The 25369-nt window shown below is 40.1% G+C and carries 27 protein-coding genes; 8 read left to right on the top strand and 19 right to left on the bottom strand.

Annotation, left to right across the window (positions count from 1 at the left end):
* The first annotated feature begins 36 nt into the window (after window positions 1–36).
* From EHQ16_RS09015 to EHQ16_RS09005, 3 genes are read left to right on the top strand one after another with little or no spacing between them, the layout of a single operon-like run.
* A complete protein-coding gene (locus tag EHQ16_RS09015) occupies window positions 37–1533 on the top strand; it encodes an ABC-F family ATP-binding cassette domain-containing protein (RefSeq protein ID WP_135631662.1) in 1497 nt (498 codons plus the stop codon).
* The gene (locus EHQ16_RS09010) at window positions 1530–2456 is read left to right on the top strand and encodes an ABC transporter ATP-binding protein (protein ID WP_135631661.1); all 927 of its coding nucleotides are present in this window, start codon (window positions 1530–1532) and stop codon (window positions 2454–2456) included. The genes EHQ16_RS09015 and EHQ16_RS09010 overlap by 4 nt, the downstream gene beginning before the upstream one ends.
* Window positions 2453–3214, top strand: coding sequence for an ABC transporter permease (locus EHQ16_RS09005; protein WP_135631660.1), 762 nt, complete (start codon window positions 2453–2455; stop codon window positions 3212–3214). Before EHQ16_RS09010 ends, EHQ16_RS09005 begins: the two co-directional genes overlap by 4 nt.
* 73 nt (window positions 3215–3287) lie before the next feature.
* On the opposite strand, the gene EHQ16_RS09000 is transcribed toward EHQ16_RS09005, so the two are convergent.
* The 4 genes from EHQ16_RS09000 to EHQ16_RS08985 form a co-directional block, all read right to left on the bottom strand.
* A complete protein-coding gene (locus tag EHQ16_RS09000) occupies window positions 3288–4031 on the bottom strand; it encodes an SCO family protein (protein WP_135631659.1) in 744 nt (247 codons plus the stop codon).
* Window positions 4028–4585 (bottom strand): toxin-antitoxin system YwqK family antitoxin, encoded by a 558-nt coding sequence (locus EHQ16_RS08995; protein ID WP_135631658.1) that lies wholly within the window; start codon window positions 4583–4585, stop codon window positions 4028–4030. The genes EHQ16_RS09000 and EHQ16_RS08995 overlap by 4 nt, the downstream gene beginning before the upstream one ends.
* 7 nt (window positions 4586–4592) lie before the next feature.
* Window positions 4593–5507: a YHYH protein gene (locus EHQ16_RS08990; protein ID WP_135631657.1), complete on the bottom strand. Its 915-nt coding sequence runs from the start codon at window positions 5505–5507 to the stop codon at window positions 4593–4595.
* Window positions 5508–5603: 96 nt separating this feature from the next.
* Complete coding sequence (locus EHQ16_RS08985) at window positions 5604–5993, bottom strand: FKBP-type peptidyl-prolyl cis-trans isomerase (RefSeq protein WP_135631656.1); 390 nt, start codon at window positions 5991–5993, stop codon at window positions 5604–5606.
* Window positions 5994–6077: 84 nt separating this feature from the next.
* Between EHQ16_RS08985 and EHQ16_RS08980 the strand changes: the two genes are divergently transcribed.
* Window positions 6078–6392, top strand: coding sequence for a ribonuclease HepT family protein (locus EHQ16_RS08980; protein WP_135631655.1), 315 nt, complete (start codon window positions 6078–6080; stop codon window positions 6390–6392).
* Between the two features lie 2 nt (window positions 6393–6394).
* Here the strand turns inward: EHQ16_RS08980 and EHQ16_RS08975 are convergent, their stop codons facing one another.
* The gene (locus EHQ16_RS08975; protein ID WP_135631654.1) at window positions 6395–7528 is read right to left on the bottom strand and encodes a DUF1577 domain-containing protein; all 1134 of its coding nucleotides are present in this window, start codon (window positions 7526–7528) and stop codon (window positions 6395–6397) included.
* 106 nt (window positions 7529–7634) lie between these two features.
* Window positions 7635–8195, bottom strand: coding sequence for a hypothetical protein (locus tag EHQ16_RS08970; protein ID WP_135631653.1), 561 nt, complete (start codon window positions 8193–8195; stop codon window positions 7635–7637).
* 183 nt (window positions 8196–8378) lie between these two features.
* Here EHQ16_RS08970 and EHQ16_RS08965 point away from each other — a divergent pair, with 183 nt between their 5' ends.
* Window positions 8379–9320: a patatin-like phospholipase family protein gene (locus tag EHQ16_RS08965; RefSeq protein WP_279632394.1), complete on the top strand. Its 942-nt coding sequence runs from the start codon at window positions 8379–8381 to the stop codon at window positions 9318–9320.
* Between the two features lie 16 nt (window positions 9321–9336).
* Here EHQ16_RS08965 and EHQ16_RS08960 read toward each other — a convergent pair whose 3' ends face one another.
* Together EHQ16_RS08960 and EHQ16_RS08955 are read right to left on the bottom strand one after the other, a co-directional pair.
* A complete protein-coding gene (locus tag EHQ16_RS08960; RefSeq protein ID WP_135631651.1) occupies window positions 9337–11607 on the bottom strand; it encodes a delta-60 repeat domain-containing protein in 2271 nt (756 codons plus the stop codon).
* 150 nt (window positions 11608–11757) lie between these two features.
* Entirely contained in the window at window positions 11758–14040 is a 2283-nt protein-coding gene (locus tag EHQ16_RS08955; RefSeq protein WP_425269953.1) for an autotransporter outer membrane beta-barrel domain-containing protein, read from the bottom strand.
* Between the two features lie 94 nt (window positions 14041–14134).
* Between EHQ16_RS08955 and EHQ16_RS08950 the strand changes: the two genes are divergently transcribed.
* Window positions 14135–14611, top strand: coding sequence for an OmpA family protein (locus tag EHQ16_RS08950; RefSeq protein WP_244242013.1), 477 nt, complete (start codon window positions 14135–14137; stop codon window positions 14609–14611).
* A gap of 42 nt (window positions 14612–14653) precedes the next feature.
* Entirely contained in the window at window positions 14654–15049 is a 396-nt protein-coding gene (locus EHQ16_RS08945; RefSeq protein ID WP_135631648.1) for an acyl-CoA thioesterase, read from the top strand.
* A gap of 1 nt (window position 15050) precedes the next feature.
* On the opposite strand, the gene EHQ16_RS08940 is transcribed toward EHQ16_RS08945, so the two are convergent.
* Window positions 15051–15428, bottom strand: a complete 378-nt coding sequence (locus tag EHQ16_RS08940) for an LIC_11502 family protein (RefSeq protein ID WP_244242012.1) — start codon at window positions 15426–15428, stop codon at window positions 15051–15053.
* A gap of 7 nt (window positions 15429–15435) precedes the next feature.
* Between EHQ16_RS08940 and queG the strand changes: the two genes are divergently transcribed.
* The gene (gene queG, locus EHQ16_RS08935) at window positions 15436–16419 is read left to right on the top strand and encodes a tRNA epoxyqueuosine(34) reductase QueG (RefSeq protein ID WP_135631646.1); all 984 of its coding nucleotides are present in this window, start codon (window positions 15436–15438) and stop codon (window positions 16417–16419) included.
* On the opposite strand, the gene thiE is transcribed toward queG, so the two are convergent.
* The 10 genes from thiE to EHQ16_RS08890 form a co-directional block, all read right to left on the bottom strand.
* Window positions 16416–17060 (bottom strand): thiamine phosphate synthase, encoded by a 645-nt coding sequence (thiE, locus tag EHQ16_RS08930; RefSeq protein WP_135631645.1) that lies wholly within the window; start codon window positions 17058–17060, stop codon window positions 16416–16418. The two genes, queG and thiE, sit on opposite strands and share 4 nt — an antisense overlap.
* The gene (gene thiM, locus EHQ16_RS08925) at window positions 17050–17853 is read right to left on the bottom strand and encodes a hydroxyethylthiazole kinase (protein WP_135631644.1); all 804 of its coding nucleotides are present in this window, start codon (window positions 17851–17853) and stop codon (window positions 17050–17052) included. Before thiM ends, thiE begins: the two co-directional genes overlap by 11 nt.
* A gap of 21 nt (window positions 17854–17874) precedes the next feature.
* Window positions 17875–18270 carry a response regulator gene (locus EHQ16_RS08920; RefSeq protein WP_135631643.1) on the bottom strand — a complete coding sequence of 132 codons (396 nt, stop codon included), beginning with the start codon at window positions 18268–18270 and terminating at the stop codon, window positions 17875–17877.
* A gap of 5 nt (window positions 18271–18275) precedes the next feature.
* The gene (locus tag EHQ16_RS19650; RefSeq protein WP_265394285.1) at window positions 18276–18407 is read right to left on the bottom strand and encodes a hypothetical protein; all 132 of its coding nucleotides are present in this window, start codon (window positions 18405–18407) and stop codon (window positions 18276–18278) included.
* A 57-nt stretch (window positions 18408–18464) separates the two neighbouring features.
* A complete protein-coding gene (gene map, locus EHQ16_RS08915) occupies window positions 18465–19220 on the bottom strand; it encodes a type I methionyl aminopeptidase (protein WP_135631642.1) in 756 nt (251 codons plus the stop codon).
* Window positions 19221–19223: 3 nt separating this feature from the next.
* Entirely contained in the window at window positions 19224–19427 is a 204-nt protein-coding gene (locus EHQ16_RS08910; protein WP_135579315.1) for a hypothetical protein, read from the bottom strand.
* An 11-nt stretch (window positions 19428–19438) separates the two neighbouring features.
* Window positions 19439–22669, bottom strand: a complete 3231-nt coding sequence (locus EHQ16_RS08905; RefSeq protein ID WP_135631641.1) for a SpiroCoCo family coiled-coil protein — start codon at window positions 22667–22669, stop codon at window positions 19439–19441.
* A gap of 83 nt (window positions 22670–22752) precedes the next feature.
* A complete protein-coding gene (locus EHQ16_RS08900) occupies window positions 22753–23388 on the bottom strand; it encodes a rubrerythrin (RefSeq protein ID WP_135631640.1) in 636 nt (211 codons plus the stop codon).
* A gap of 31 nt (window positions 23389–23419) precedes the next feature.
* A complete protein-coding gene (locus EHQ16_RS08895) occupies window positions 23420–24067 on the bottom strand; it encodes a hypothetical protein (protein WP_135631639.1) in 648 nt (215 codons plus the stop codon).
* Window positions 24067–25323: a lysophospholipid acyltransferase family protein gene (locus EHQ16_RS08890; RefSeq protein WP_135631638.1), complete on the bottom strand. Its 1257-nt coding sequence runs from the start codon at window positions 25321–25323 to the stop codon at window positions 24067–24069. Before EHQ16_RS08890 ends, EHQ16_RS08895 begins: the two co-directional genes overlap by 1 nt.
* Window positions 25324–25369: the final 46 nt, after the last annotated feature.

Below are 25369 nucleotides of genomic sequence, written 5' to 3'. Positions count from 1 at the left end.
TGGTTCTAACTTGAAGGAAATACCTTCGGAAATGATATGATTAAAATCTCTGGTTTAAACAAACAATTTAATGGCAACGTCTTATTTGATGACTTACAATTCAGCGTCAATCGCGGCGAACGAGTGGGCCTTGTGGGCCGCAATGGACATGGTAAATCCACCCTTGTCCAAATCATCTTAGGAAAATCTGAGCCGGACTCAGGTAACATCACCATCCCTAAAGGATACCGCATTGGTCATTTGGAACAACATTTAGTTTTCACAAAACCAACTGTATTGGAAGAATGTGCCCTTGGCCTTCCTGAAGGGGATGAATACGAAACTTGGAAAGTGGAACGAATTCTTTTTGGTCTTGGATTCTCAGAAAAAGATATGGAAAGAAGCCCGGATGAATTTTCCGGTGGATACCAAATCCGAATGAACTTGGCAAAACTCCTTGTTTCGGCTCCGGATATGTTGATACTCGATGAACCAAACAACTATTTGGATATTGTCACCATACGTTGGTTAGAGGAATTTCTTCGGGAATGGGAAGGGGAAATCATCCTCATCACTCACGATAGAAGTTTTATGGATAGTGTTGTAACACATACCGTTGCAATTCACAGAACGAAAGCCATCAAAGTCCAAGGTGATACGGAAAAGTTATACACACAGATCAACCAAGCAGAAGAGATCTATGAAAAAACTAGGCTGAATGAAGCGAAAAAACGCAAACAAGAAGAGATCTTTATCGCCAAGTTCAAAGCAAAAGCAAGTTTTGCAAGTCGTACCCAATCTCGTGTCAAAAGATTAGAAAAACAAGGGGAGATGAAAGCACTCGACACCATTGAAGATATGGAACTGTATTTTAACAGTGCTCCATTCTCCGCAAATCAGATGTTAAGTGTTGATGAGATTTCCTTTTCTTATGATAAAAAAACTCCCAACTTATTTGAAAACTTTTCTATCAGTGTAGGGCCAGAAGATCGTATTTGTATCATAGGGAAAAACGGGAAAGGAAAGTCTACTTTACTAAAGTTAATTGCAGGAGAGTTAACCCCAGTTTCAGGTGCTGTCAAAAAACATCCAATTTTAAAAGAAGGATACTTTGGCCAAACCAACAAACTGAACATGAACGAAAGTAATACCGTTGTCCAAGAGATCATGAGTGCGGATTCCAATTGTTCGGAAGGGAAGGCAAGGAACATTGCCGGAGGACTTATGTTTTCCGAAGACTTGGCCTTAAAAAAGATTAAGGTTCTCTCAGGGGGAGAAAAGAGCCGGGTGTTACTTGGAAAAATTTTGGTCACACCTTGCCATTTGTTGTATTTGGATGAACCGACAAACCACTTGGATATGCAGTCTTGTGACTCACTCATTGAAGCCATCGATAACTTTGACGGTTCCGTGATTATGGTCACACACAACGAAATGCACTTGCGTGCTGTGGCCACAAAACTAATTGTATTCGATGATGACCGAGTTTTTGTTTATGACGGGGGTTATGACGACTTCCTGAAAGACATTGGCTGGAAGGATGAAACCGTTTGAAATCGATCCTCACTCTGAAACAAGTTTCCAAGTCTTATGACAATGGATTCCAAGCACTAAAGGATGTAAATTGGGAAGTAAAGGAAGGCGAAATCCATGCTCTTCTTGGCCCCAATGGAGCAGGAAAAACCACGTTAATCAATTTGATTTGTGGAATTGTGTCACCAAGCGGTGGTGAGGTGACTGTATCCGGATTTGACATCATTGGAGATTTTAAAAAAACAAGATCTCTCATTGGACTTGTTCCCCAGGAACTCAGTGTCCATGCCTTTGAAACGGTTTGGGCCAGTGTATCTTTTACTCGCGGCCTCTATGGGAAACCTGCCAACCCAAAATACATCGAAGAAGTTTTAAAATCTCTTTCCCTTTGGGACAAAAAAGACCAAAGGATAATGACTTTGTCAGGTGGGATGAAACGAAGAGTTTTAATCGCCAAAGCATTGTCACACGAACCAAAAATCCTATTTTTAGATGAACCGAGTGCCGGTGTGGACGTGGAACTACGTAAGGATATGTGGAAGATTGTAGAATCTCTTAGGAAAAATGGAGTGACCATCATCCTTACCACTCACTATATTGAAGAAGCGGAATCCATCGCCGACCGAATTTCTGTGATCAGGAAAGGTGAGATTTTTCTTACTGAAAACAAAGATCGTCTTATGAAACAACTCGGAACCAAACAACTTCGGATTGAACTGAAAAAAAGTCTAAAACTCATTCCTAAGTCATTAGCCAAATATACATTGGAACTTGTGGATCAAAATTCTGCCCTAGTGTTTACTTATGACCGCTCTGATGATAGTAGCCACATCACCAAACTTCTGGATGATTTGAAAAAATTAAAAATCCAATTTAGTGATTTGAGTACAAAACAAAGTTCATTAGAAGAAATCTTTGTCCAATTGTTACAGGAGGCTGTATGAATTTTTACGCAATCACGTCTATTTATCGATTCGAAATGGCAAGAACCTTTCGTACACTATTACAAAGTATTGCCTCGCCTGTGCTTTCGACTTCTTTATACTTTATCGTATTTGGATCGGCCATTGGATCAAAAATCCAAGAGATAGATGGAATCCATTACGGAAGTTTCATTGTTCCCGGTCTTGTGATGTTGTCTCTACTCACAGAAAGTATATCCAATGCTTCTTTTGGAATTTATTTTCCTAAGTTCAATGGATCCATTTATGAAATCCTTTCGGCACCGGTTACCATGTGGGAAGTTGTGATTGGTTATGTGGGCGCTGCGGCCACAAAATCACTTATGCTCGGTGTGCTTATGCTCATCACAGCATCGTTTTTTGTTCCTATCCGCATTGATCACCCCATCCTAATGGTATTTTTTCTAGTGCTAACTTGTATTAGTTTTAGTTTGTTTGGATTTGTGATAGGAATTTGGGCGGATAGTTTTGAAAAACTCCAAATGATTCCCATGCTTGTCATCACTCCTCTTGTTTTCCTTGGAGGAAGTTTTTATTCCATCCAGATGTTACCACCGTTCTGGCAAAAATTAAGTATGTTTAATCCAGTTTTGTATTTAGTGAGTGGGTTTCGATACAGTTTTTTTGAAAGGGCAGATGTAGCACTTTCTGTCAGTATTTCGATGATCCTTGTGTTTTTGACAGTTTGTTTGACTGTGACTTGGCTTATCTTTCGAACGGGATATAAAATCAAAAACTAAGTCTGAAACAATAAGGAATCCAACTCCTATCCTGTTCATTTGAACCATCTAAGGATTCTAAAAAATCCTTAGATCAATTGATTTTTTGTCTTAGTTTTTTTAAATCTTCCACTAACCTTTGTATATCGCCCGTACCTTTCGCCCGATAGATCCCACGTAGATATCTATCTTTATCAAATAAAAAAATATTCTCTGTATGAACAAACTCATACTTCCCACGTTCTACAGAAAATCCTTCCATTTCAGCACCACAAGTTTCCTTGGCAAAATTTTCAATTTCCGTTTCTTTCCCTGTAAAAAAACTCCAATTTGGGTTTTTGATCTGATAGGTTTTTCTATAGTTTTGTAAAACAGGAACAGTATCTTTTTTCGAATGAATCGAAATAGAAAAAATTTTGAGATTTGGAAATTCAGAAAAATTTGGTTCTATTTGGATTAGATTTCTAGTGATTAAGGGGCAAATCCCGCGACAAGTGGCATAAAAAAATACCACCAAATGTTCGCTTGGTGCCCAATCTTTAGGAAATATTTGTTTTCCAGTATGTTCTGTTAACTCGAAGGAATCTGGAACTTTTTTTAAGTTTTTATCGTTTTCTGGATTTTCCGTCCATACAGGATCAAAATCTTTCCCTGAAAAATAAGGAAGGACACTGGGGTCGGGGGATTGTTCCGCTTTTTTACAATTTGTATTTAACAAACAAAGTGTACAAAAAAATAAAATTAGAATGGAAGGAGAAAATCTATATCGAAGTGTTTGTTGGATTTTTTTTCGAAGAGTTTGCATCTGAATGTTTGGATTCATAAACAGAGAATTCATTGAGGTGTTTCTTTTGCCTCGGGGATTGGTTCACAAAGTTTACTTCCTGGCCTTCCGAAACTTTCACCAGTTTCCATAAAAACATGGTTTAAGTAGATTTGCCCTCTGCGGTTCCATTTTTTTGAAACCTTGGGTTTTCCTGAATCATAGAATGTTTGGTAGGTGGCCATCTGTTCGTTGTCAAAATAATCAACATACTCACCGATGGGTTTACCATTATCAAATTCAGATTTTTGTCTTATTTTTCCATTTTCAAAATAACTGATTTGTTTTCCGTGTTTTTGTCCATACCGAGTGTTTCTTTCTTCGATTAAGGTTCCATTTTCTTTTGTTATCGTATAACGACCGTGAGGAATCCCCTTATAATATTCGGTTTCATAGATCTCTAAAAGAATGGGATTTTTTTGAACGAGGATTCCTGTTAGCGGTTTTCCTTGGAAAAGCAGGAAGTGGTTTGGATCTTCGGAAAGCCCGTTGTCTCCTGCTTCCACACGGAGTGGAGAACAAGAGACAAGATACCATAAACAAAAAGTAAGAGAGAGAGTTCGAAACAATTTTTAATTAGTTAGAAACTGTCCCTGGTGTTCCATGAAAATTTGAACCAATCAAAGTATTTATTCCTGCAGTGGCATCACTAGCAAAATGGTAGTGATAGATTCCACTTGGGAATAGAACTGTGTTTGCTGTATGACCATGGTTGGAATCAAGAGCTGGTCCAACTGTTCCTGGAGCCCCGTCGTCACCTGTTGCGGCAGTGGCATTATCACAATTCAATCCATACACGGGAAAACCATCGATTAACATACCTATCAACTTAGAGTCGTTATTTGTTATATTGAGAGGTTGGGAGTGGTGGTGGTAAACGCCAGAGCTTTGTGGGTGGCCATTGAATGTATCAAATGTTTGGGCTTCTGTTGCCAGTGTATCGCCAGGAGCTGCGGCATTGTTGAAGATCGCAAGTCCATTCACTGTAATTCCTACAGATGCATATCCACTTTGAGTTCCGACGAGTGTTCCTGATTTTGCTGCAGGAGAACTAGGGATAGTGTAAACCAAACACTGGGAGGAAATTTGGTTGTTTCCAGCAGATTTTTGGCCACCAGCAAGGGCTACATACATTGGTGAAGAAGATCCAAAATAAAAACTTTTGTTATTTGGAATGTTTTGAGAGCGGAATACATAGTTGGAACCAGAAACGGAACCTACGGAACATTTAAAGTTATTGCGAATCCAAGCGGGAAGATCTGCAGACATGGAAGAAGTCATCCCAGTGATACAATCTGTATTTGTATCAAGTGTTGCCGTGGAGTTGACAACAGTGGTTCCCGTAAAAGAAGAATTGGCACAAACTTTCGATGCAGCCACAGCTAACAAGAGTAACATTTCTTCATCAGAATCTGATTTTGTTTTACAATGAGAGAAAGAGAGTCCGAGTATTAGGAGGAGGGCAGGGATACGCAAGGTTGAAATTTCCATAGTCCAAACAATCTAGAACCATTCTGAACTTTGTCAAGAAATTCGTGAATAGGAAGTGTCATATTCTCCCTTACGTACAAATCCGAAATTTATTGATTAATAAATTTTTAAAAGTTCCACTTCAAAAACGAGGGTGGAGTTTGCAGGAATGCTTCCGACGGTTTTACTTCCGTATCCTAGTTCTGGTGGGATGATGAGTTTGCGTTTGCCACCGACTCGCATTCCTTTGATTCCTTTGTCCCAACCTTTGACCACTTCCCCAGCACCTAAGTTGAATTCGAAAGGACGGTTGCGGTCACGTGAACTATCAAACTTGGTTCCGTTGGTGAGTTTGCCTACGTAGTGAACTGTCACGTAAGAACCGGAAAATGCTTCTTCTCCTTTTCCCACGACAAGATCGATGATTTGAAAATCCTTTTCTGCTGACAGGACGGGGGAAACCAAAACGAAGAGGAAAAATAAGGCAGATTGGATGAGAGTCTTCATACGTTAGTGAAAGTATCCAAGATTTGGATTCCTTTGCCAATGAAAAAAACTGTCCTCACGGGTATCCCATTTTAGAATCACCATATGTTCCATGAGTTTATTTTTTACTGTCGGGAGTTGGAAGCCTTTCTTTTTAGAAACCAGATCCAAGAATTCAAAGAGGGAGAACACGATAGTTTTTTTGCAGAAGAAATGCTCCGTTACATCCAAGCCGAATCTTTAAAAATTCCGTCAGTGGAAAAACAAAAATACCCCGACCTACCTTGGGATAAAATTGATAGTTTATGGCAAAAGGATTTGGCTCGGGCTTACGACTACATCGACTTAAAGATGTTATACTACATTTGTGCTTATGAGATACCTAAAATCACAAAAACAATTAAATTGGAAACCCGCTAAGTTTAAGCAGCGGTTTTTCCATTGTTTTTAATGATTTCGATATTTTCTTCGAAACGAACTTTTTCCGCATATGTACGTTTTCCGGAAAATTCAATTCCGACAAGTAAATCGCCAGAGGCCTCTTTGTAAGCCCAAGCAATTTTCCCGAAAAAACGAAACGGTGTTTGGAGTTTAAAAACCAATTCTAACAAAATTCCTTTTTGTTTTGGAAGTGTTTCCACCAAATTACTGTTAGTGATTCGAATTTTTAGTCCAGTGGCAGATAAATCCAATACTGGAAATTTTTCCACCGTGGTCATTAAGTTGGCGTCTTTGATCCTTTCGATCATCTCAGCAATTTGTGTTTGGTAATATTTCAAATCTTCGTCGGTGATGGCATTGTCTTTGGTTTGGAGTGCGTAATAACCAATTGGAATAATTTCTTCTAGTTCATTTTTATAAAGAATGGGAAGGATGAGTTCTGACTTTATCTTTTTATCTTTTGAAGCCATTGCTAGTTTTTCCACATGGTCATCAATTTCGTCTTCATAGTTGATGAATCCTTCTTCATCCGAACGGTAACTTTCAGGATTTGTGGCATCTTTAATAAAAAGAATTTTTTGTGTAGATTTAACTACTTCAAATTTCCTTTCCATTCCTGACTTAAAAATATCCATAGTGCCTGCTTCCCCAGACCGAACCATCATTCGTTTGCGGTAATCTTCGAAGTTGACTCGAACGAGGGTAGGAATGTTGAACATATTGGCTTCGATGATGGTTTTGGAACTAACAATGTTGGTAACATTCACAAGTCCATCTTCAGAGATCGTAAAACGTGGGTTTAATCTTTCTTTTTTTGCGATGAGAACTTTGTCTACATGGAGTTGGATTTTGTGAGGTGCAATTTGTTTGACAAAAGTGCAATGAAGTTCTAAATACCGAGCCAAAAGTTTAGAAAGAATAAAACTGGATCCTTGTTGGAGGGGCCACACTTCATTCCAATCGACCACTATCTCCTCACCACCGGGTAATTCCTGTGTTACGGTCATAGACTGGACTTGTCCATTCCAGTTCGCCTTCATTTCCTGATTCATAAGATAGTGTAATATCACATGGTGTTTTTGTTCTTTTCCTGTGATTTGATCCATTGGTCGCATAGCTAAATTCCGAGTTCTATTATATGATAATATGAGACGGAAATAAATTTCCGTTCCAATGGAAAGTAAAGTGAATACTCGTCTCTTTGGCAAGAAAAACGAAAATTTAAAGGAGAAGTAGGTGTTTTTTTTCTGTTAATTCATAACAGAAACGAATCCATGAAAATTGATTTTGTAAGTGAGAATACTCGGGAAGGTACTGAGATAAAAACAGTTCACAACGTTTCTCTCTCTCTAAATATTTTTTTTCCATGACAAGAGTTAGATCGTTTAACGTTTTTTCGTATGTGTCAGAATCCATATAACCTTCTTGTAAGGCTTTTTTTAGAAACATACATTTTTCATTCCATTCTAATGGGGAAAGTACTGAGATTGTATCGATCTCCAACCAAAAATCTTTGAGTGCTCTTTCGAATTTAGGGACTTCCCTCTTTATGTTTTCACATTTATGAAAGAGAGTGCGAAGGTAACTCGTGGCATCGTTTTCAATTTCCGACACATGTCCGTCCCAAAGAGAATGGTATGTTTTAGGAAAAGCAAAGGTAAACATGGGCCCTGGGTAAGGAGACAATAAATCCAATTGGTATGCACCTTTTGCATTCAATTGTAAGGTACCCTTTACTAAGGTTCCATTTACATCGATCTCCAAAGTTTTAATCCCGAGCATACTAATATTCAATTGCGTACGTAGCGAAATTTATTGTAGGCCCATAAGCTTTTTTGGAAAATTTAGGAATTCTCTTTAGCTAAGAAACTTTGTTTGGTGATTCTCCTAAAAATTTGAAAACGGAAATCCACAAACCAATAGTTTTTTGCAACCGAACCCGGCCTGGAAGACCCTGACATTATTGTGCAGTCTTCTCTACCGAACGAATCTCCAAAACATCCCAAACTCCCTAAAGCCAAAGGTTCCAAAAGGGCACTCCTTGTCGAAGGTGGGGGAATGAAAGGTGCATTTTCTGGGGGTGTTCTTTATGCTTGGAATCAGTTCTTACGACCGAATTACTTTGATTTGGTGGTAGGAGTTTCTTCTGGGGCCTGTTCTGCTGCCTATTATGTATCTATGCCCAAAAAAGAACCTGTCAAAAGTGAAATGGCACTTTCTGTTTGGTATAAAGATTTATCTGGTAGAAAACTCATTTCTTTTTTTCATCCCTTTCAGGGGAAAACCTTACTCAATCAAGAGTATTTAATCGATTTTATCTTTCGTAAAAAAGTAAGATTGGAATCAGAATTTTTGGATAGGAAAAATGTTCCTCATTTTGTAGTGGCAGTAAGTAATTTACATACACATTCCATCGAATACATCAAAGCCACATCATCAAATGTTTTTGATTTATTAAAAGCTGCCACTTCTTTGCCGATTGCTACTCGGGGTAAACATCTGTTAGATGGAAAGCTTTATTCCGATGCCGCCATTTTAAACCCACTTCCCATCCAAGACATCATCGAAGCTGGATATAAAGAAATTGTGGTGATTATGAATTCACCCATTCGGCATATTTCGGGCCCACTCACAAGATTGACTAGTTTACTTGCTTTCCCAACAAGGCGCACCATCCGCCGAATGATGCGTAAACTCCATCATTTCCATTTTAATGCTGCAAGAGAATTGGCAGTCAAACCACCTAAAGGTGTGAAAATTATCACGGTGGCACCCGACAAACCTTTGCCAGTCAAACTCACAACAACCATTCGCACAAAACTTTATAAAACAGTCCTTCTGGGTGCAAAAAAAGGAGAAGAAGCCCTACAGAAAATTTTAAAGAAAAATCTTAAAAAACAAAAATAGTTTTAGATCTTACTGATTATTTTTCAGTAAGATCACTGATGATTAACCCGCCATAAGGTTTGTTAAATACTTTTTTAAATTCTCCGCCAATGTACCATTTTCCATTGTGATAGATACTTGTGTAACCAGTGTTATCTGCATTTGGAAACCAAGGTAAAATGGTATTCGTTTTGCTATCAAAGGCACTGACGCAGTTATTTGTAGTAGAACCATTGAGTCCCGAAAACGAACCAGCAACTACAATTTTTCCATCAGGTGAAGGAGTGATCGAATACACAAAGCCATTCGCATAAATCGGATTAGGTGAAATGTAGGATTTTGTGTTTGTGTCATACATAGCGAAGTTATTGAAAGTTGATGCACCGATGAGTGAAAAAATTCCACCTATATAAATTTTACCATCATAGTATGCTTGTGCGGCAACATCGCTACTTGGGTAATCGGAGACAGAAGGCAATGATACTACAAGCCCTGTGTTTGTATCAACGGCCCTGTAATTGGCAATGGTATTGTCACCATTTAAAGAGATATAAATACCACCGATATATACAGCATCATTTAGAACCAAAAGAGAAGTAGCACTGCCTCCTAAGTTAGGATTCCAGTTTGTTAGGGAATAATTTTCTGCGTTGATGGATGCTACTGCATTGCGAGTTTGTCCACTCACGGAACTCATCCCTGTACCTCCAAAAAAGATTTGGGTGTCGTTACTAGCGATGGCTCTGATCTCTATACTGGAGCCAGATACACCTAGGTTGGTTGGGTTTAGTTGGTAGGTAGGTAAATCCAAAATAGCAAAAGCAAGTCTTGGAATTCCGTTTACATGTTCAAAACTTCCACCGACAAAGAGATGGTTGTTTTTTATATGTAAGGATTTAATACCAAAATCAAAGTTAGGTGTGCCTTCGATAGGAGAACCAGTGGATTCTTCAAACACGGCAAAATTTTTCCTATGTTTTGTATTGATTGCTGAATGATTGCCGGCAATGAGGATGGAAGATCCTGTGGAAATTATTTCTCCTCCAGGGAAGTTAATTGCTGAATTTAAGTTTGGATCCCAAATGTTTAAACTCATGTTCGGTAAATCGTAACTAGCAGCGTATTTCCTTTCTTGCCCTTTGGCTGCTGTGAATTCTCCAAGAACATAAATTTTGTTACCTATGATTTCTAAAGTTTGTACAACATTATTGATTAAAAATGAATTTTCTTTGATGGCACCTAATTGGTTATCGACTCCAACAAGATAATTGGCAGGAGTTACTCCAATCGTTGTGAACGCTCCCCCTAGATAAATTGTATTTTCGTATTGGCTGACTTTATATACTTCTAGGTTAGGGTTTGGTGCCCAAGTTGTTTGTGTTCCATTCAAATAGAAAGACATGGCTCGGCCAGTAAATGGCCCAACCACATAAAGGACTGGGTTTCCAGAATGATCAGAACCCAGATGTAAGTCATTGACTTGGCCACCAACTGGTGCTTGTCCTGTGAACGAAGTATCAATAGACCCTGCGTTAGGATATAATTTGACCAACCCTCGTTTCGGTGTTGCCCCAACGTTTTGAAAATGCCCACCCACATACAATGCCGATCCATCGGTAACGATATCAAAAACACTATTATCAAAGGTACCAGTAACAAACTCCGAATTGAGTTTTCCGGAATATCGATTGAGAGAAGCGATGTTGGACTGAGAACCAGACCCCCAACCCGTAAACATTCCACCTACGTATAGGGTGTCACCTAATAATTGTAATGCTGTTATGTTTCTTGAGGGATCTTCTTCTGTTATGAAGTTTGGATCTATTTGGCATCCGTACAAAATATGCGCCACTTGGTTTTGTTTGACACCCTGGACATGGGTGAAGTCTCCCCCGATATAAAATCCACCTGACCCATCGGAAATCGCTGCGTTTGTACTTCCCATCACTTTTAAGTGGGGGCAGAAGCGATTGGGAACCACAGTGCCTGTAACCGGATCCACCATGGAAGAACTTCCAGTAGAAACTGCAACCATCGTGAAATTCCCACCAACAATGATATGGCCACCGTTACTTGTGATACTGGCAATACTGGCAGTCGAATCATTATACACTCCCCATTGGTCTAAAAATGTAAAAGCAGGTAAACAAGAAGAAGACCTGTCGCCTGTCGCATAACGAACGAGAGATGCTATAAAAAAAGATTTAGATCGAACATCACAAGTGTTTTCCAGGTCAGCAGGTTTGCAAAGGGAGAATGTAGTAAAAGAAACTACGCAGATCCAGAGATAAGAAAAAATTCGAAACATGAGAACATGGTTTAGAAATTAATTTCCATGTCTAGTTTTTTGAAAAGAGTTGGTTCATGGAAAAAACCATCAAATTACATTTGGTAGTTGTTTCTTAAGAATTGAGAATTTGAATCAGAATTTTTAACTTTCCATTTAACTTTAGAGCGGTCACTCGTTTAGGTTAGACCTAACGAGTCCACCATTACTTTTTTTGTGTGCAATCGTAAATGCACCACCTAAATAGTAATATCCATTTTTATTCATGGATGTATAAACCACATCGTTGATGGACGACTTCCATGGAGAGAGTGTATTGGTGTTATTATTAAAGACTCCTAAGGAATAATGATTTGAGATACCGTTGAGTGAAGTAAAGGATCCTCCAATGAGGACGTTTCCATCTGGATAGGCTGCCATATGGTATACCATATTTTCCGCGCTCACAGGATTAGGTTGAACGTAGGACTGGGAAGGTAAGTCATAAACGGCTGCGTTATTAAATGTTCCGATACCGCTGATGCTATTAAAAAAACCACCTATATAGATTTTTGTGCCTGCTAAAGTTAGACTGTACACTAGAGTCACGGGGTCATTGTTAGGAGAAGGGATATCCCTCCGTGTACCGTTCGTTTTATCTACGGCTTGGAAGTTATTATAGTTAGTTACTCCATTGATTTCAGAAAAACTTCCACCGATAAAAACAAGATCATTTACGACTAAAATACTCTCTCCACTACTCCCTGACCCAAGATTAGGGTTCCATCCACTAAGGGAAAAGTCACTTGTGTTCAATGCAAAGACTCCGTTTCTTGCTTGAGCGTTCACATTGGCCAAACTGTTTCCTCCTACATATATTTGTGATTCATCGCTTGTGATCGCGCGGATATCGGGAGTGGCTGAAAGGACTGTGTTAATTGGACTTACTTGGTAATGAGGTAAATCCAAAATGGCAAACTTATTTCTTGATTGCCCAGCGATACTGGTGAAAGATCCACCGGCAAACAGTCTGTTACCAATGCGATGGAGGGCTTTGATCGGGAAATCGAAGTTAGGTGTTCCTTCGATCGGAGCCCCTGTCACTTCATCCAAAACGGCAAAATGATTTCGGGCGACAACATTCACTGTGGAACGACTGGAAGTGAAAAGTACGACCCCGTTTCCTGCCGATACAATCCCCGAACCAGGATTAGTGATACCACTATCATACGCTGGATTAAAGGCAGTGACCGATTCATCGGGTAAAGAAAGTGCGGCTGCATAGTTTCTCGGAACAGATTTTATAGAGGTAAAGTCTCCGGTTAAGTATAATGTATTTTCAATGATTTGTAAGGTTGCAACAGGCTGACTGGTACCAATACCGTAATTTGTATTGATGGCAGTACCCGTACCATTATTGACAGAGACTAAATAGTTAGCAGTCGTTCCACCATTGATGGTGGTAAAATCACCACCTAAATATATCGTATTATTATATTGTTGGATGGAGTTGACCTTGGAACCGACATTCGGATTTGGATTCCAAGAGGTTAAAGTTCCATCGGGAAAATAAGATATGGCTCTACTATAAGTTGGCGTTGTCAAATCACCCACAGCATAAATAACGGGACTCCCACTGGCATCGGTTCCGTAATGCAAATCTAAGCAACTACCTCCGTTTATTGCTGTAGTGAAAGAAGGTATGACAAGACCAGTGGACAGAGAAATCTTAGCTAGACCAGTTTTCGTATAACCACCGATATTCGCAAAATCTCCGCAAACATAAAGAGAGTCTCCATCGGTTTCTAAATCGGACACTAGGGCGTTCGGACTTGGCGTGAACGAAGTGTCCAAGGCTCCCGTATATCGATTCACTCGAACCAGATACCCACTATTATCGTCAGGATAATATCCTCCTACATATAGGAAATCTCCCGTCAGAAACAATGTATAAACACTTTTATTATTATCATTGGGAACCGTAAAGTTATGATCCAACTGGCAACCAGGAAGGATATGGGCTATACTAAACTTTTCTATGCCTTGGACTGCATAGAATTCACCGCCAATATAAAATCCACCATTCCCATCTGAGATGGCGATACCAGTAGTCCCCACTACTTTTAAATAAGGGCAATAACGATTGGGAAGTATCTTTCCATTGGTCGTTTCTAAATAAACAACATTCCCGGTAGACGGTCCCACATATTGGAAATCTCCGCCGATGATGATTTGATCGTTATAACTTGTGATGGCATTGACACTAGTAGTGCCTGAACCCATATAAACACCCCAAAGATCTTGGAAATCAAAAGAGGGTAGGCAAGAAGGGGATCTGTCACCTGTGACAAACCGTATGATCGTTGCTTGGAAGTATTCTTTTGTTTTCGCATCACAAGTGTTCGAAAGTTTTGCTGGTTTACAGCCAATGGCCATAGCGATTGACAATGAATAGACGATCAATATTTTTCGCATGGGTTTCATAATCCGTTATTGTACTAAAGTTTTTTATTTTGTCTACTCGTTTGAAAGAAATTTCCTCAAATCGGGGATGGGAGTCTAAGAACTGATGGTTTGGATTTCCCTAATGTTAGTTGGGACAGGTTTTTTCCTAATTTGGTTTTGGGCAAAACTTGTAAAAAATCCAAGAACTGTACTTCCTTTACGCAAAGAAGGAAGTTTTATCCAAGAAAAAAATATAGTGGTTAAGGATTCTTGCATCAGGGAATTTTCCATCCTTTTCAGTGCTGGTTCTTCAAAGTTAGAAAAAGAAGCAATGGATTTGTTACGAGCCGAGTGGGAACCCAAAATTATATCCCAAATAGGATACATTCAATTGTTTGGTTCTGCCGATGTTTCTGGCCATCTGGCAAAAAATCGAAGGTTGGTGAAAGAAAGAGTCCGTAACGTAAATAAGTATTTATTATCTCTTGGAATTTCTAACGATAAAATCAATCAAACTTTTTTAGAACCTATTTACGGCAAAAGTCCGGAACTACGAAGGTTGTTACGATCAGTAAAGATCCAATACAAAATAGAAACATAGAGATGACAGATTCATTCCCGTTGATTCAATTGATTATACACTATGATTCGCACCGAAATTCAAATTCGATTTAATGATATGGATCCTATGCGAAGGGTCAATAACTCTAGTTATTCGACGTATTTAGAGTTAGCAAGGTTAGATTTTTGTAATCGTTATTTACAGGTAACGGAATTAGATGATATTCCTTTTGTTCTGGCACGAGTAGAAATGGATTTAAAAGCATCTGTATTACCGGGAGCATCCATTTTTGTTGAAACTTGGGTCTCAGCCATTGGAACCACCTCTTGGGAATTTTCTTATGAAATTCGAGACAAAAAAACAAATGAACTTTATGTATCTGCAAAAACAGTCCAGGTGTATTTTGATTATAGAGCTAAAACCAAAAAACCGATCCCCCTTAAATTTCTAAAATCTCTCGAAAAGGAACGTTTGTAATTTAGAACAACTCATGTGAATCAAAATGTTTCCATTCCCAATGGTAGGCAGATTTGTCTCCGTATTGGATACATTCTGCTAGCCAATTGGATTCTGTATCTGGTTGTAAAACGGAATAGGTTTCAGAAACCGAACGAATGAGTTCCCCATACTCAGGAAGGATTTCGGGAAGGAGTGGGTCTGTGTTTCTTTCCAGAAGTCTCACGACCGATTGGAGTAGGGCAAAATAAATTCCCTTTCGTAACAGATCAGGAATTCCCTTCGGAAGAGTCACCAGTGCTTCTATTTGTGGAAATAGAGAAATTAGTTTTGGGACATGGACATACAAATGGCTTGGCAACCGGTCCTTTATTTCTGTAAGATAAACTTCGTTCCCCATTCTACCCATGACAAATCCAGTTTACCAGATTCGCTTTCAAATTAAAACCATTTGTGAAAAGGAAGGATTTTCTCTTGTGGGATTTACGGAAGCAAAAATCCCAAATTCAGACCGCGAACATTTGGACAAATGGATTCAGGACGAACGGTTCGGGAATATGCATTGGTTTGCCAAAGACCATGCGGTAGGGATTCGAAACGATTTCCAAAATTTGGGCCTTGTTCCCCGTTCTGTGATCTGCCTTGGATTTGTTTATCGGTCAACGGCAGGGGAAGAGATAGTTTCCCAATTGGAATCTAAGGTTTCTCGTTATGCGTTAGGTTCCGATTATCATATCATCCTAAAAGAAAAAGGAAATCGAATTCTAAAAACCCTTCGTTCCGAGTTCCCCAATTTTAAATTCCGACAATCTGTAGATAGTTTACCTGTAGCAGAAAAAATTCTCACTAAAGAATCGGGAATTGTATGGCAGGGAAAAAATACCAACCTCATCCATCCAAAACTTGGGTCTTATTTTTTTCTTTCAACAATTCTCACTGATTTAGAGTTAGGTGGCCCAGAACCAGAAGAAATCATTACTGACCATTGTGGAAGTTGTCGTAAATGTTTGGATGTTTGTCCTACGGGTGCTCTCGAAGAATATCAAATTGATGCAAGAAAATGTATTTCTTATTTAACCATCGAAGATCGGAAAGAAACCGAAGCCACGGATTCTTTTTTAAAATGGGATCGAAAGGGATGGGTGTATGGTTGTGATCTTTGCCAAGAGGTTTGTCCTTGGAATGCCAATATTGCCAAACGAAACAAAGTGGAAACTTTGGAACCAGAATTTTTACCCAGATCTTTCTGGACAGATCCAGGGTTTTTAGAAAAAAAATCTCTCACCAAAGAAGAGTTTGATGATTATTTTAAAGATTCACCAATTGAAAGGATTGGATTTGAAATTTGGAACCGGAATCTAAGACAAAAAAATGAAAAAAAATCAAACTAATACTGGAATTTTTTTGTTAAATTCTCTGTTGCCAGTTTTGGATCTTTGGCAGAACAAATCGCACTGACGACAGCCAGGGAATCGGCTCCTGCTTCGATGATGGCTTCTGCATTGGATTCGTTCACTCCACCAATGGCAACGATAGGGAGATTGGTTTGTGATTTTAACCAAGTAACTCCCGTTAATCCCCAAGCAGGTTTGGTATTGGTTTTTGTATTGGTATCAAATACGGGAGATACTGCCAAATAATCTAATTCTGGTTTTGGGTGCGTTTGGATGAGAGAGTGAAAGTCTTCTTTGGTTTCTAAGGAAAGTCCGATGATGGCATCGTTTCCTAAGATCCGGCGTGTTTCCCACCAAGGTAAATCGGATTGTCCGAGATGGACTCCATCAGCTCCGGCCGCCAAACAAATATCTAAACGGTCATTGATGAGAAGAGGAATGGAAAAAGGTGTAAGGATTTTTTTTAAATGTTTGGCTAGTTCTAAAAACTGTCGGGTGTCTGCTTCTTTTTCCCTGAGTTGGACTAAAGAAACTCCCCCAAGGGCGGCAAGTCGTACCACCTCTTCCAATCTATGGTAGAGGCATAAGGGCCTATCTGTTACCAGATAAACCCCTTGGATTTGAGGTTTATTCCCCATTTAACTTTTGTTTGATGGTATCTGCTCCAATTTCATACAACGCGTCTAAAAAAGCGATTTGGAAACTTCCTGGGGAACTTGTTTTGGATTTTGCCATTTCTCCAGCAATTCCCATAATTGCCATAGCAGAAGTTGCCGCGCGGAATTGGTTGGGTTGGATGGCTGCAAAAGCTCCACAAATAGCAGAAGCCGTACAACCGAGACCAGTCACCTTTGTCATCAGTGGGTCACCGTTTCTCACTTGGGCTTTTTCAGTCCCACTTAAAATATAATCAGTGGCTCCAGAGATAACAACCACCCCACCAGTAACTTTGGAAAGAGATTTTCCCGAATCCACAGCCGATTCAGAAGAATCAGTGGAATCCACTCCTTTTGTTTTTCCAGAAGAGTTGAGTGTTGACAAAATTTCAGAAGCATTCCCACGAACAATGCTTGGACTACCTGCACCAAGGATACGACGAATTGCCATATTACGCAAGTTACTTGCTCCTGCTCCAACCGGATCCAGAACCAATGGTTTGTGAATGGACACTGCTTTTGCGGCTGCCTTTTCCATACTTTGGATCCAAGGTTCAGATAAAGTTCCAATATTGATGACAGTTGCCGAACAGATTGTAACCATTTCTTCGACTTCTTCAATGGCGTGAGCCATAATAGGAGAGGCACCTATGGCAAGGAGGGCATTGGCAGTATTATTCATGACTACATAGTTTGTGATATTATGAACGAGAGGGGACTTAGAACGTAAGGTTTCTAAATCTTCGATAGTATTTTCAATGATTGATTTTGACATGCGGAGGTTTCCTAGGAAAACCTAGGCAATCTTCGTAATGGCGTCTTCTACTTTTTTGATTAAATCCGATTCAGACCATGGTTTGTTTAAGAAGCTGTGTAGATCCACTTCTCCTTTCAATTGATTGAGTGATAACTCATCAATATGACCGGAAATAATTATTTTCTTAATTGCAGGATAGGATTTGTGTACATCGCGAAGGAACTCATCACCACGTTGGTTCGGCATCAGCCAATCCGAAATGATGATGAGGATATCGATTCCTTCTTCTGCCAATTCTTCAATGATAGACCAAGCCTCTTCTGTATTTTGGGCTGTTTCATAACGATACTCGTTCCCAAAATGTTTTTTGAGCTGGGACTTCAGACTCATCAGAATGATTTGTTCGTCATCGACGAAGAGAATGGCCTTGTTCATAGGAATTATTTTCCGTCGTTAGGGCACTCAACTAATTTGTCATGCCCTGGGCAGGAACGTTTTTCTTTTCCTGGGCAAATGGCAAACGACGCAGATGTGATGACAAATAAACTAAATAGAGCGATGGTCAGTTTCATAATAATCCTCTTTTGAAATTAGACGACAGATTGGATGCGAAAGCAAGAACGATTTCTTCAAACTTTTGTTAGAATTTCGTAACCTTTGTCTGTGACAAGGACGGTATGCTCAAATTGGGCAGAAAGTTTTCCGTCTTTGGTGCGGACAGTCCACTTATCGGATTTATCAAAATTCACTTCCCAAGTTCCTAAATTGACCATGGGTTCGACAGTGAAGATCATCCCTGCTTCAATTTTTGCCAGTTTCCGTGGAGAACGAAAATGAGGGACTTGTGGTTCTTCGTGGAAATTGCGTCCCACACCATGACCCATAAGGTCACGAACAATCCCATACCCGAGTGGAGTGAGAAAGTCATCAATTGCGTTTCCGATATCATCGATGCGGTTCCCCGGTTTCACTTGTTCGATTCCGACCCACATTGCTTTTTCGGTATCCGCTACCAGTTTTTCGGCATCAGGAGTGGATTTACCACCCACGATAAAGGTTTTGGAGGTATCTCCAATGTATCCGTCCACAATGGGCGATACGTCTAGATTCACAATGTCGCCATTGGCAAGGACATCTTCTTTTTTCGGAATTCCATGGCAAACGACATGGTTGATGGAGGAGCAAATGGACTTAGGAAAGCCTTTGTATCCGAGAGGGGCCGATCTATGGCCGTTTTTTTTGGTATAGGCTTCGGCGAGATCGTTCAGTTCCAGGGTAGTGACCCCGGCTTTGACAAAGGGCTCTAGATAGACGAGGAGTTCGGCGGCAAATTTTCCCGCCTTCCTCATCGTTTCAATTTCAGATTTGTTTTTAATGTAAATCACGGATTAGAAATCTGTGGATCGAACCGTTGTTCTTTTATTCGCAGAGGTTCTTTCCAGAGCTTTGTCGAGGAGACGGTAGATTTCTTCGTTGATTCCCTCAATCGCGTCTCCAGAAGTCATAAATCCCTTACTTTTGATGTATGCTTTCACTTTAGATGTGACAATTAGGGATTCCTTCGACGTTGTTTCTGTTTGTTCTTCGGACATGGATACCTCGGTTATTTCTTTCTAACTCCGAGGATGCTATCTACGAGGGATTTTTCAATATTTAATTTTTCACTAATTGCCTCGGAAGACCACTGGTAGTTGTCGTGGAGGCTCTGGATGGTGGCTCTTTTTCTCTCGACAAGGGGATTTCCCGAAACTTTTCGGTCGGATTTCCCTGCCGGAACCGGACTTTGCATGGCTCCTTGGACAATGTCCAGGAATTCGGAGAGTTTTTCGAAGGTTTCGTCTGCTTCCCCAAGGAGAGATTCCAAATCATCCTTGGTTTCCCTTGAGGATTCTTTGAGATCTTCCAATCGTTTTTGGAGGGTGAGGATTTGGCGGTGGCGGTCGGAAAGGTCACCTAGCAGCTCTTCGATTTTGTCAAATTTACGTTCTACGGAATCAATCTGTGCTTCCCTTTCCACCAGGAAGGAAGTTCTGTTTTCTGCCTGGCGGATGGTTTCAGTCAGTTCCTTTTCGCGGGCTTCTACCACTTCGATTTCCCGGTCGAGGATGTCGAGACGGGCTTGGAGTTCCCGTGCATTGTGTTTTTGGCCTTCTAAGTTTTCCACTAAAGTGAAAACCGAATCTTGTGACTCTTGTAAGGAAGAAAGGAAGGATTCAATTTTAGATTGTTCGGTTGTGAGTTTGGTTACCCGCGTTTCAATGGAACTCACTTCGTTCAAACTTTGTTCGAAACCTTCCATAGTTTCAGAAACATGGACAAGATTGGATGCAAGGATTTGCACTTGTTTGTCGATGTCTTCCGATTGGAACTGCGCTTCTTTTAAAGTTTCTAATTCGTTTGCGATTTCTTTTCGAAGCTCTGAAAACTCGGAAATTGCCGATTGGTAAAGGTCAATGTCTGGTCGGCCTTTTTCTAGGGCACGGAGGGCTTCTGAGATTTCTTCCACAGCTTTGTTTGATTCCTCTGCAATCTGTTTGGCGGAGGCAAATAAATCGGAATGTTCTTTTACGGTTTCTAACTCACTGGATAAAGTTAAGATATCTTCTTTGAGTGTTTCCATTTCGGATTGGAAACTAGAAAGAGTTTCTTCTTTGGTATCGTTTAGATCATCCAATCCGTTTTTAATTTCGTATTTTAGATCTTGGAACTGCTCCAAACTGTCTTTTAAGAAGTCTTGGCTTTCTTTTGCAATTTCTTTGAAAGACTTTTCGTAATCTCTCTGGTACGTTTCAATTTGTTTTTTGGATTCGTCTTTGGAACGTTTGATACTTTCGTCTAAGTTACGTTTAACGGTATTTAAATGGTTTGAAATTTTTTCTTCAAGTTGGCCGAGTTGGACATTCCCTTTATCAAGGAGTTTTGTCAATTGGTGAGAGATTTTAGAATCAATGGTTTCATTGAGTCTGTCCATTTTCTCTTCTTGTAAATTAAAGAAAGATTCTCCTGATTCTTCTAAATGTTTAAGGATTCTTTCGACTTCACTACGAGCAAGTTTCGCTTCTTCTTCTAAACGAGAGATACTTTCTTTGGTTTTGGACTCGGCGGCCATTTCCAAATTGGATTTTGCTTTTTGGAATTGGTTTTGGAATTCACCGAGTAGATCAGCACCCTCGATATGAATTTCTTTTAATCGGTCTTGGAGTTTTTCGATGCTAAAGTTTTGGTCTTCCCGAATTCTACCAAGTTCGTCTTCCCATTTGCTGACAAATTGTTCCAAGTTCGCATTGGCGATTCGGATTTTTTCAGTCACTATTTCTTCTGATTCTTTGGCTTTTTCTTCAGCAGTTTCTAGAATTTCATGAGCCGATTCACGAAGGGCTGATTTTAACTCTTCTACATACTCATCCACATCTTTGGTTTGTGCAGTGATCGTTTCGTTTAGTTCTTTGACTTGCGAATGAACTGTTTCTAAATCCGATTCCATTTCGCTCTTTTGGAGTTTGAAATCAGAGTTCATTCTTTCTTCGAGTTCTTTTCTTAATTCAAAGAGAGAGGTTTTGATGACAGTTTCTTGGTTGGAACGAACAGAATCCAACTCACGATCAAAATCTTTGAGTTCTTGGAGGGCACTTTTTTTGAGAGAACTTGCTTCTTCTTTTAAGTCTTCTGAGATGCGGTGGAATTCTTCAGAGAAGGCTTCGATTTCACGAATGAGTTCTTGTTTGCGAATGTCTGCTTGGCGAAGGAGTTTGTTCTCTGCTTCCAAATATTTTTCTTGGAATTGGATGATGGTTTGGTTGATTCCGTCAGCTTGTCTTCTGGTTTCATTGATGATGTCATCACGTTTGGAAAGTGTTTCCAGAGACAAGTCTTCGATTTCTCGTTTGATGGCATCTGTCTCTTGAGAAAGTCCCTTCATAAAAGAATCTTTTGTATGAGTGACTTGGTCAAAGATGGAATCAAAACGTTCTTGGATTTTTTTCTCGAGTAGATTTACTTTTTCTTCCAACTTACCAGAAGCACGTTGGTATTTTTCTTCTAACCTTTCATCAAACTTATCGACTTTGTCAGAGAGTAGGGAAGATGTGTCTTCAAACTTAGTGAGACGAACATCCAAATCACCTTGTGCGTATTTCATGGACTCGAGTAACAAATCCATTTCTTTACGTGCGTGGTCGAGTCGTCCGGCAGTTTCACCCACCATCACATCGGCATGGGATAAAAGTTTTTCGCGTGCAGTCTCTGCAATTTTAGAAAGTGAGTTGTCTAGAAAATCAGATTTGGTTTCGAGAAGGCTTTCCAGTTCCACCATCTTTTGTGCGACAGATTGTAAAATTTCATCACTTCTGTGATTGAGTTTGTTTTGGAAAGTATCCAACATGGAGATGGATTCATTATGAAGGGCTTCCATATCTTCCGATACTTCGCGTAACTCTCGTTTGTGGGAGTTGATCTGAGAAAGTCCTTCTTCCATGTTTTGTTTTTCACGACGGACTTGGGAACTTAAATCTTGGATTTGTTCCATCTCACCTGATAAGGAAGAGAGGTAATCTTTACTTGCGCGGATTTTTTCGAATAGGTCACGAGACTCGGAACTTAAACCTTGGATGTCTTCTGCTACTTTGCGAGATTGTTTGACAAGGATATCGAGGTCAATGCCGGCATCTTTCACCAATTGGATTTTTTGGAGTGCGACACCATCAATTTCATCGGTCAATTTGGACGCATAACGTTTGAGTTGGGAGAGTTTGGTGTTGGATTTGTCCAGACGACGTAGCCCAATAGTCACCGCAACACTGGCCAAAAAAGGTAATAAAAAGACTTCTAATCCCATTTTCTCAAAGATCCAATAATAGTATTATGTCGCATGAAGATGGTTGAAGAAAACCAGGCTCGGATTTTTTCCGCAAGCCTTTTTTAATTCAGTGAGAATTCACGGATTTGGAGCCAAAATCGGACAAAAATTTTTGCTTCTTCTGCCTCGAGAGCGGCCAATCGTTCCTTGGCACCCGGGTCGAGTCGGAACATTTCGGCACTCATTTCGGAAAGGTGGCCTTCCTCTTCTAAAATCAGATTGGTTAGGCGGATGGGAGAACCGGTTTTGTCCAAAATCTCGTCGTACGCTTCGTAGACGACCATAGCCCTTTTTTCGATGACCGTAGTGGTGTACAAATAAGCAAGGTAGGTGAATTGTTTTTCATCCGTAAACACTTTGCGAAGGCTACGGCGAACCAGTGTGTCCAGTTTTGCGAAATAAATTCTTGCCGCAGTTCCCCGAACGAGTGCGGAGTTTTGGTATCCTAATTGGAAACTAGGTTTTATGGTGCGGGCAGCTTTTTTGAAAAAGAGGGCATGCCTTGCTTCTTCTGTGGCATGTTTTAAAATCATCTCGGAAGTTTCTTCACTGGATTGGGTGAGGAGGATTTTTCTGGAACCAAGATGTTCTAATAAAGACAGAGTGTTCAGCCAAAGCGCATGGTTGGTTTCATTGGCAACGATATCGGAGAGAACTTTAGGAATGGAATCATTCGAGAGGACAGTAACGGAACCCATAAATCCAAACTGTGAGATCTGTTTCTTTGGGCTAGCTTTTCTTCAATGGGATGTTTAGTTGGGCAATGGTTTCACCGTCCTCATGGTAGATCCGAAATTGGTCAGTCGGTAGGCCCTCACCTTTGAGTAAGATGACACAAAGGGCAATCCCAATTCCTTCTCCTTCGGAATTGTCTCCTCGTTCGATATAATATTCCATAATGTCGTTATAGTTTTGTGCATGTAAAAGAGAGTTCCGAATTTTTTGCATTTCTCCTCTGACCAGTGTGTTGTTGTTTCTCACATCAAATTTGATTTGGTGGTCGTTATGTTCGATTTTGAGGTGAACGTATAAATTCCTTTCTCGTGCGAGTGGTTCAAATGTATTTCCTCGCCCGGATAGGATTAGGCTTTTATACATTCTAACACCTAACTCATAATCGGCGGGTGAGTGGATGTCTAATTGGTTTTCTTGGAAAAAAAGTCTTTTGAAATTGGCTTTAAAACCGTTGAGGATTAAGTCTTTGACAATGGTGAAAAGAATAGCAGATAAATCAGGGATTCCATATTTTTCAGTGAGAGAGTCCAAAACTTTTACCAAATTTTCATCTAACACCTTGGATGCACCGTAGGCATTCCATTCGATGGGTGCTCCGGTTTCGACTAGGTTTTTGATTTGTTCAGGACTAAAGGTTTGCATCAAAAAATATATTGGCTTGGAAAGAGTGGATTGGATTTGGATTTTTCTTCCACAAGCATAGTTTCTAACTCTTTTCTTAGACGTTCTGTAATGGTATCTAGCGTTTTCTTTTTATCTTCTTTATAAGAACTTAAATACTCATTGAACGTAAATGGGGTTCCAAATCTAACCACCGCTCTGTGGGGCCTGGGTTTAAATTCTCCAAATATTTCGTTTTCGTAACGGTATAAAAACTCATAAAGTCTTTCGGCACTTGGTAATTCTTTGATGTAGGCGGTTTGGATGGTGATGAAGTCGTAAGCTTTGGTGGCAGCATTTTTTGCCCAAGTTGCCATTTCAAGGCTTGGAAGTTCTCCGTTGGGATCGGGCATTCCGACAGAGACCATTTCTAAAACACTTAGAATCCTTCTTAGTTTTTCGATGGCATTGGCGTCACCATCCCATTTAGGAATGTTGGCTTTTCTTGCAATGTTATCGAGCATGGCATGGCGCATCCTTCCCAATCGGTAGTCAAAATCATCGGCCCTACTTTCTTCGACAGGGACTCCGTATTCTTTTTCTTCCCTTTCGATCATACGTTTTCCCACTGACAAAAATCTATGAAGGATGTCTTTTCCTGTTTTGGAAATTCCTAACTTCTGTTCCATTTTAGAAATTGTTTGGTCGATGTCCTTTTGCATGGAGTCGATGGAAGCGGTCATTCTGTACTTAACAAAGGTGGGTAAAACCCAAATCTTTGCATCCGGATCTTTTTTTAATGCATCTTCAAGACCCCAAAATCCGAGTTGTGCAACACCTGGTTGGAAGGGAAGTAGGGTGTCATTCATCCCACTTGTGGGTTCTCCTTCTGGGAATAGGGCAAGTTTTCCGCCTTTGGATGCGAGGATTTCTCTAGAGGCTTTGAGGGATTCACGGTCTGGTGCACCGGCTAACACAGAGTAGGCCCCTAGTGATTGGATGAAGTCGCCAACAAACCCAAATCCCCATTCGAATACCTCTCTTGCGGCCATATAGTGAAACCTAGAACCCATAAGGTTTGCTGCATGATAGGCAACCCCAGGTTCCTTGGTTGTAGGATGATTGGAAATATAAAGGAGTCGTTCTTTCTGAAAGGTTTTTAATGTCTTTTGGTCTGTTTCCGAAATTTCGATGGATTCGAGATTATGGAGCATTTTGTTGAGAACAGGAAGAGTCAGATCCGTAAACCATAAAGCTGGAAGATTGAACTTTGCAGGGATAAAGGATTTGATTGACATAGGACGAATGCTGGCAGCTTAATCAAAGGAAGCAAGTACGAATTCA

It is taken from the genome of Leptospira kanakyensis (genome assembly GCF_004769235.1).
In the GTDB taxonomy this organism is placed as follows: Bacteria; Spirochaetota; Leptospiria; order Leptospirales; family Leptospiraceae; genus Leptospira_A; species Leptospira_A kanakyensis.
The sequence above is the reverse complement of the archived record's forward strand: the minus strand, read 5'-3'. Positions and strand labels throughout refer to the sequence as shown.

Excerpts from the sequence above, each read along its gene's own strand:
- EHQ16_RS09015 (WP_135631662.1), top strand. The coding sequence starts at position 37 with ATGATTAAAATCTCTGGTTTAAACAAACAATTTAATGGCAACGTCTTA.
- EHQ16_RS09005 (WP_135631660.1), top strand. The coding sequence starts at position 2,453 with ATGAATTTTTACGCAATCACGTCTATTTATCGATTCGAAATGGCAAGA.
- EHQ16_RS09000 (WP_135631659.1), bottom strand. The coding sequence starts at position 4,031 with ATGAATTCTCTGTTTATGAATCCAAACATTCAGATGCAAACTCTTCGA.
- EHQ16_RS08990 (WP_135631657.1), bottom strand. The coding sequence starts at position 5,507 with ATGGAAATTTCAACCTTGCGTATCCCTGCCCTCCTCCTAATACTCGGA.
- EHQ16_RS08985 (WP_135631656.1), bottom strand. The coding sequence starts at position 5,993 with ATGAAGACTCTCATCCAATCTGCCTTATTTTTCCTCTTCGTTTTGGTT.
- EHQ16_RS08980 (WP_135631655.1), top strand. The coding sequence starts at position 6,078 with ATGTTCCATGAGTTTATTTTTTACTGTCGGGAGTTGGAAGCCTTTCTT.
- EHQ16_RS08975 (WP_135631654.1), bottom strand. The coding sequence starts at position 7,528 with ATGCGACCAATGGATCAAATCACAGGAAAAGAACAAAAACACCATGTG.
- EHQ16_RS08970 (WP_135631653.1), bottom strand. The coding sequence starts at position 8,195 with ATGCTCGGGATTAAAACTTTGGAGATCGATGTAAATGGAACCTTAGTA.
- EHQ16_RS08960 (WP_135631651.1), bottom strand. The coding sequence starts at position 11,607 with ATGTTTCGAATTTTTTCTTATCTCTGGATCTGCGTAGTTTCTTTTACT.
- EHQ16_RS08955 (WP_425269953.1), bottom strand. The coding sequence starts at position 14,040 with ATGCGAAAAATATTGATCGTCTATTCATTGTCAATCGCTATGGCCATT.
- EHQ16_RS08950 (WP_244242013.1), top strand. The coding sequence starts at position 14,135 with ATGGTTTGGATTTCCCTAATGTTAGTTGGGACAGGTTTTTTCCTAATT.
- EHQ16_RS08945 (WP_135631648.1), top strand. The coding sequence starts at position 14,654 with ATGATTCGCACCGAAATTCAAATTCGATTTAATGATATGGATCCTATG.
- EHQ16_RS08940 (WP_244242012.1), bottom strand. The coding sequence starts at position 15,428 with ATGGGGAACGAAGTTTATCTTACAGAAATAAAGGACCGGTTGCCAAGC.
- queG (WP_135631646.1), top strand. The coding sequence starts at position 15,436 with ATGACAAATCCAGTTTACCAGATTCGCTTTCAAATTAAAACCATTTGT.
- thiE (WP_135631645.1), bottom strand. The coding sequence starts at position 17,060 with ATGGGGAATAAACCTCAAATCCAAGGGGTTTATCTGGTAACAGATAGG.
- thiM (WP_135631644.1), bottom strand. The coding sequence starts at position 17,853 with ATGTCAAAATCAATCATTGAAAATACTATCGAAGATTTAGAAACCTTA.
- EHQ16_RS08920 (WP_135631643.1), bottom strand. The coding sequence starts at position 18,270 with ATGAACAAGGCCATTCTCTTCGTCGATGACGAACAAATCATTCTGATG.
- EHQ16_RS19650 (WP_265394285.1), bottom strand. The coding sequence starts at position 18,407 with ATGAAACTGACCATCGCTCTATTTAGTTTATTTGTCATCACATCTGCG.
- EHQ16_RS08910 (WP_135579315.1), bottom strand. The coding sequence starts at position 19,427 with ATGTCCGAAGAACAAACAGAAACAACGTCGAAGGAATCCCTAATTGTC.
- EHQ16_RS08905 (WP_135631641.1), bottom strand. The coding sequence starts at position 22,669 with ATGGGATTAGAAGTCTTTTTATTACCTTTTTTGGCCAGTGTTGCGGTG.
- EHQ16_RS08900 (WP_135631640.1), bottom strand. The coding sequence starts at position 23,388 with ATGGGTTCCGTTACTGTCCTCTCGAATGATTCCATTCCTAAAGTTCTC.
- EHQ16_RS08895 (WP_135631639.1), bottom strand. The coding sequence starts at position 24,067 with ATGCAAACCTTTAGTCCTGAACAAATCAAAAACCTAGTCGAAACCGGA.
- EHQ16_RS08890 (WP_135631638.1), bottom strand. The coding sequence starts at position 25,323 with ATGTCAATCAAATCCTTTATCCCTGCAAAGTTCAATCTTCCAGCTTTA.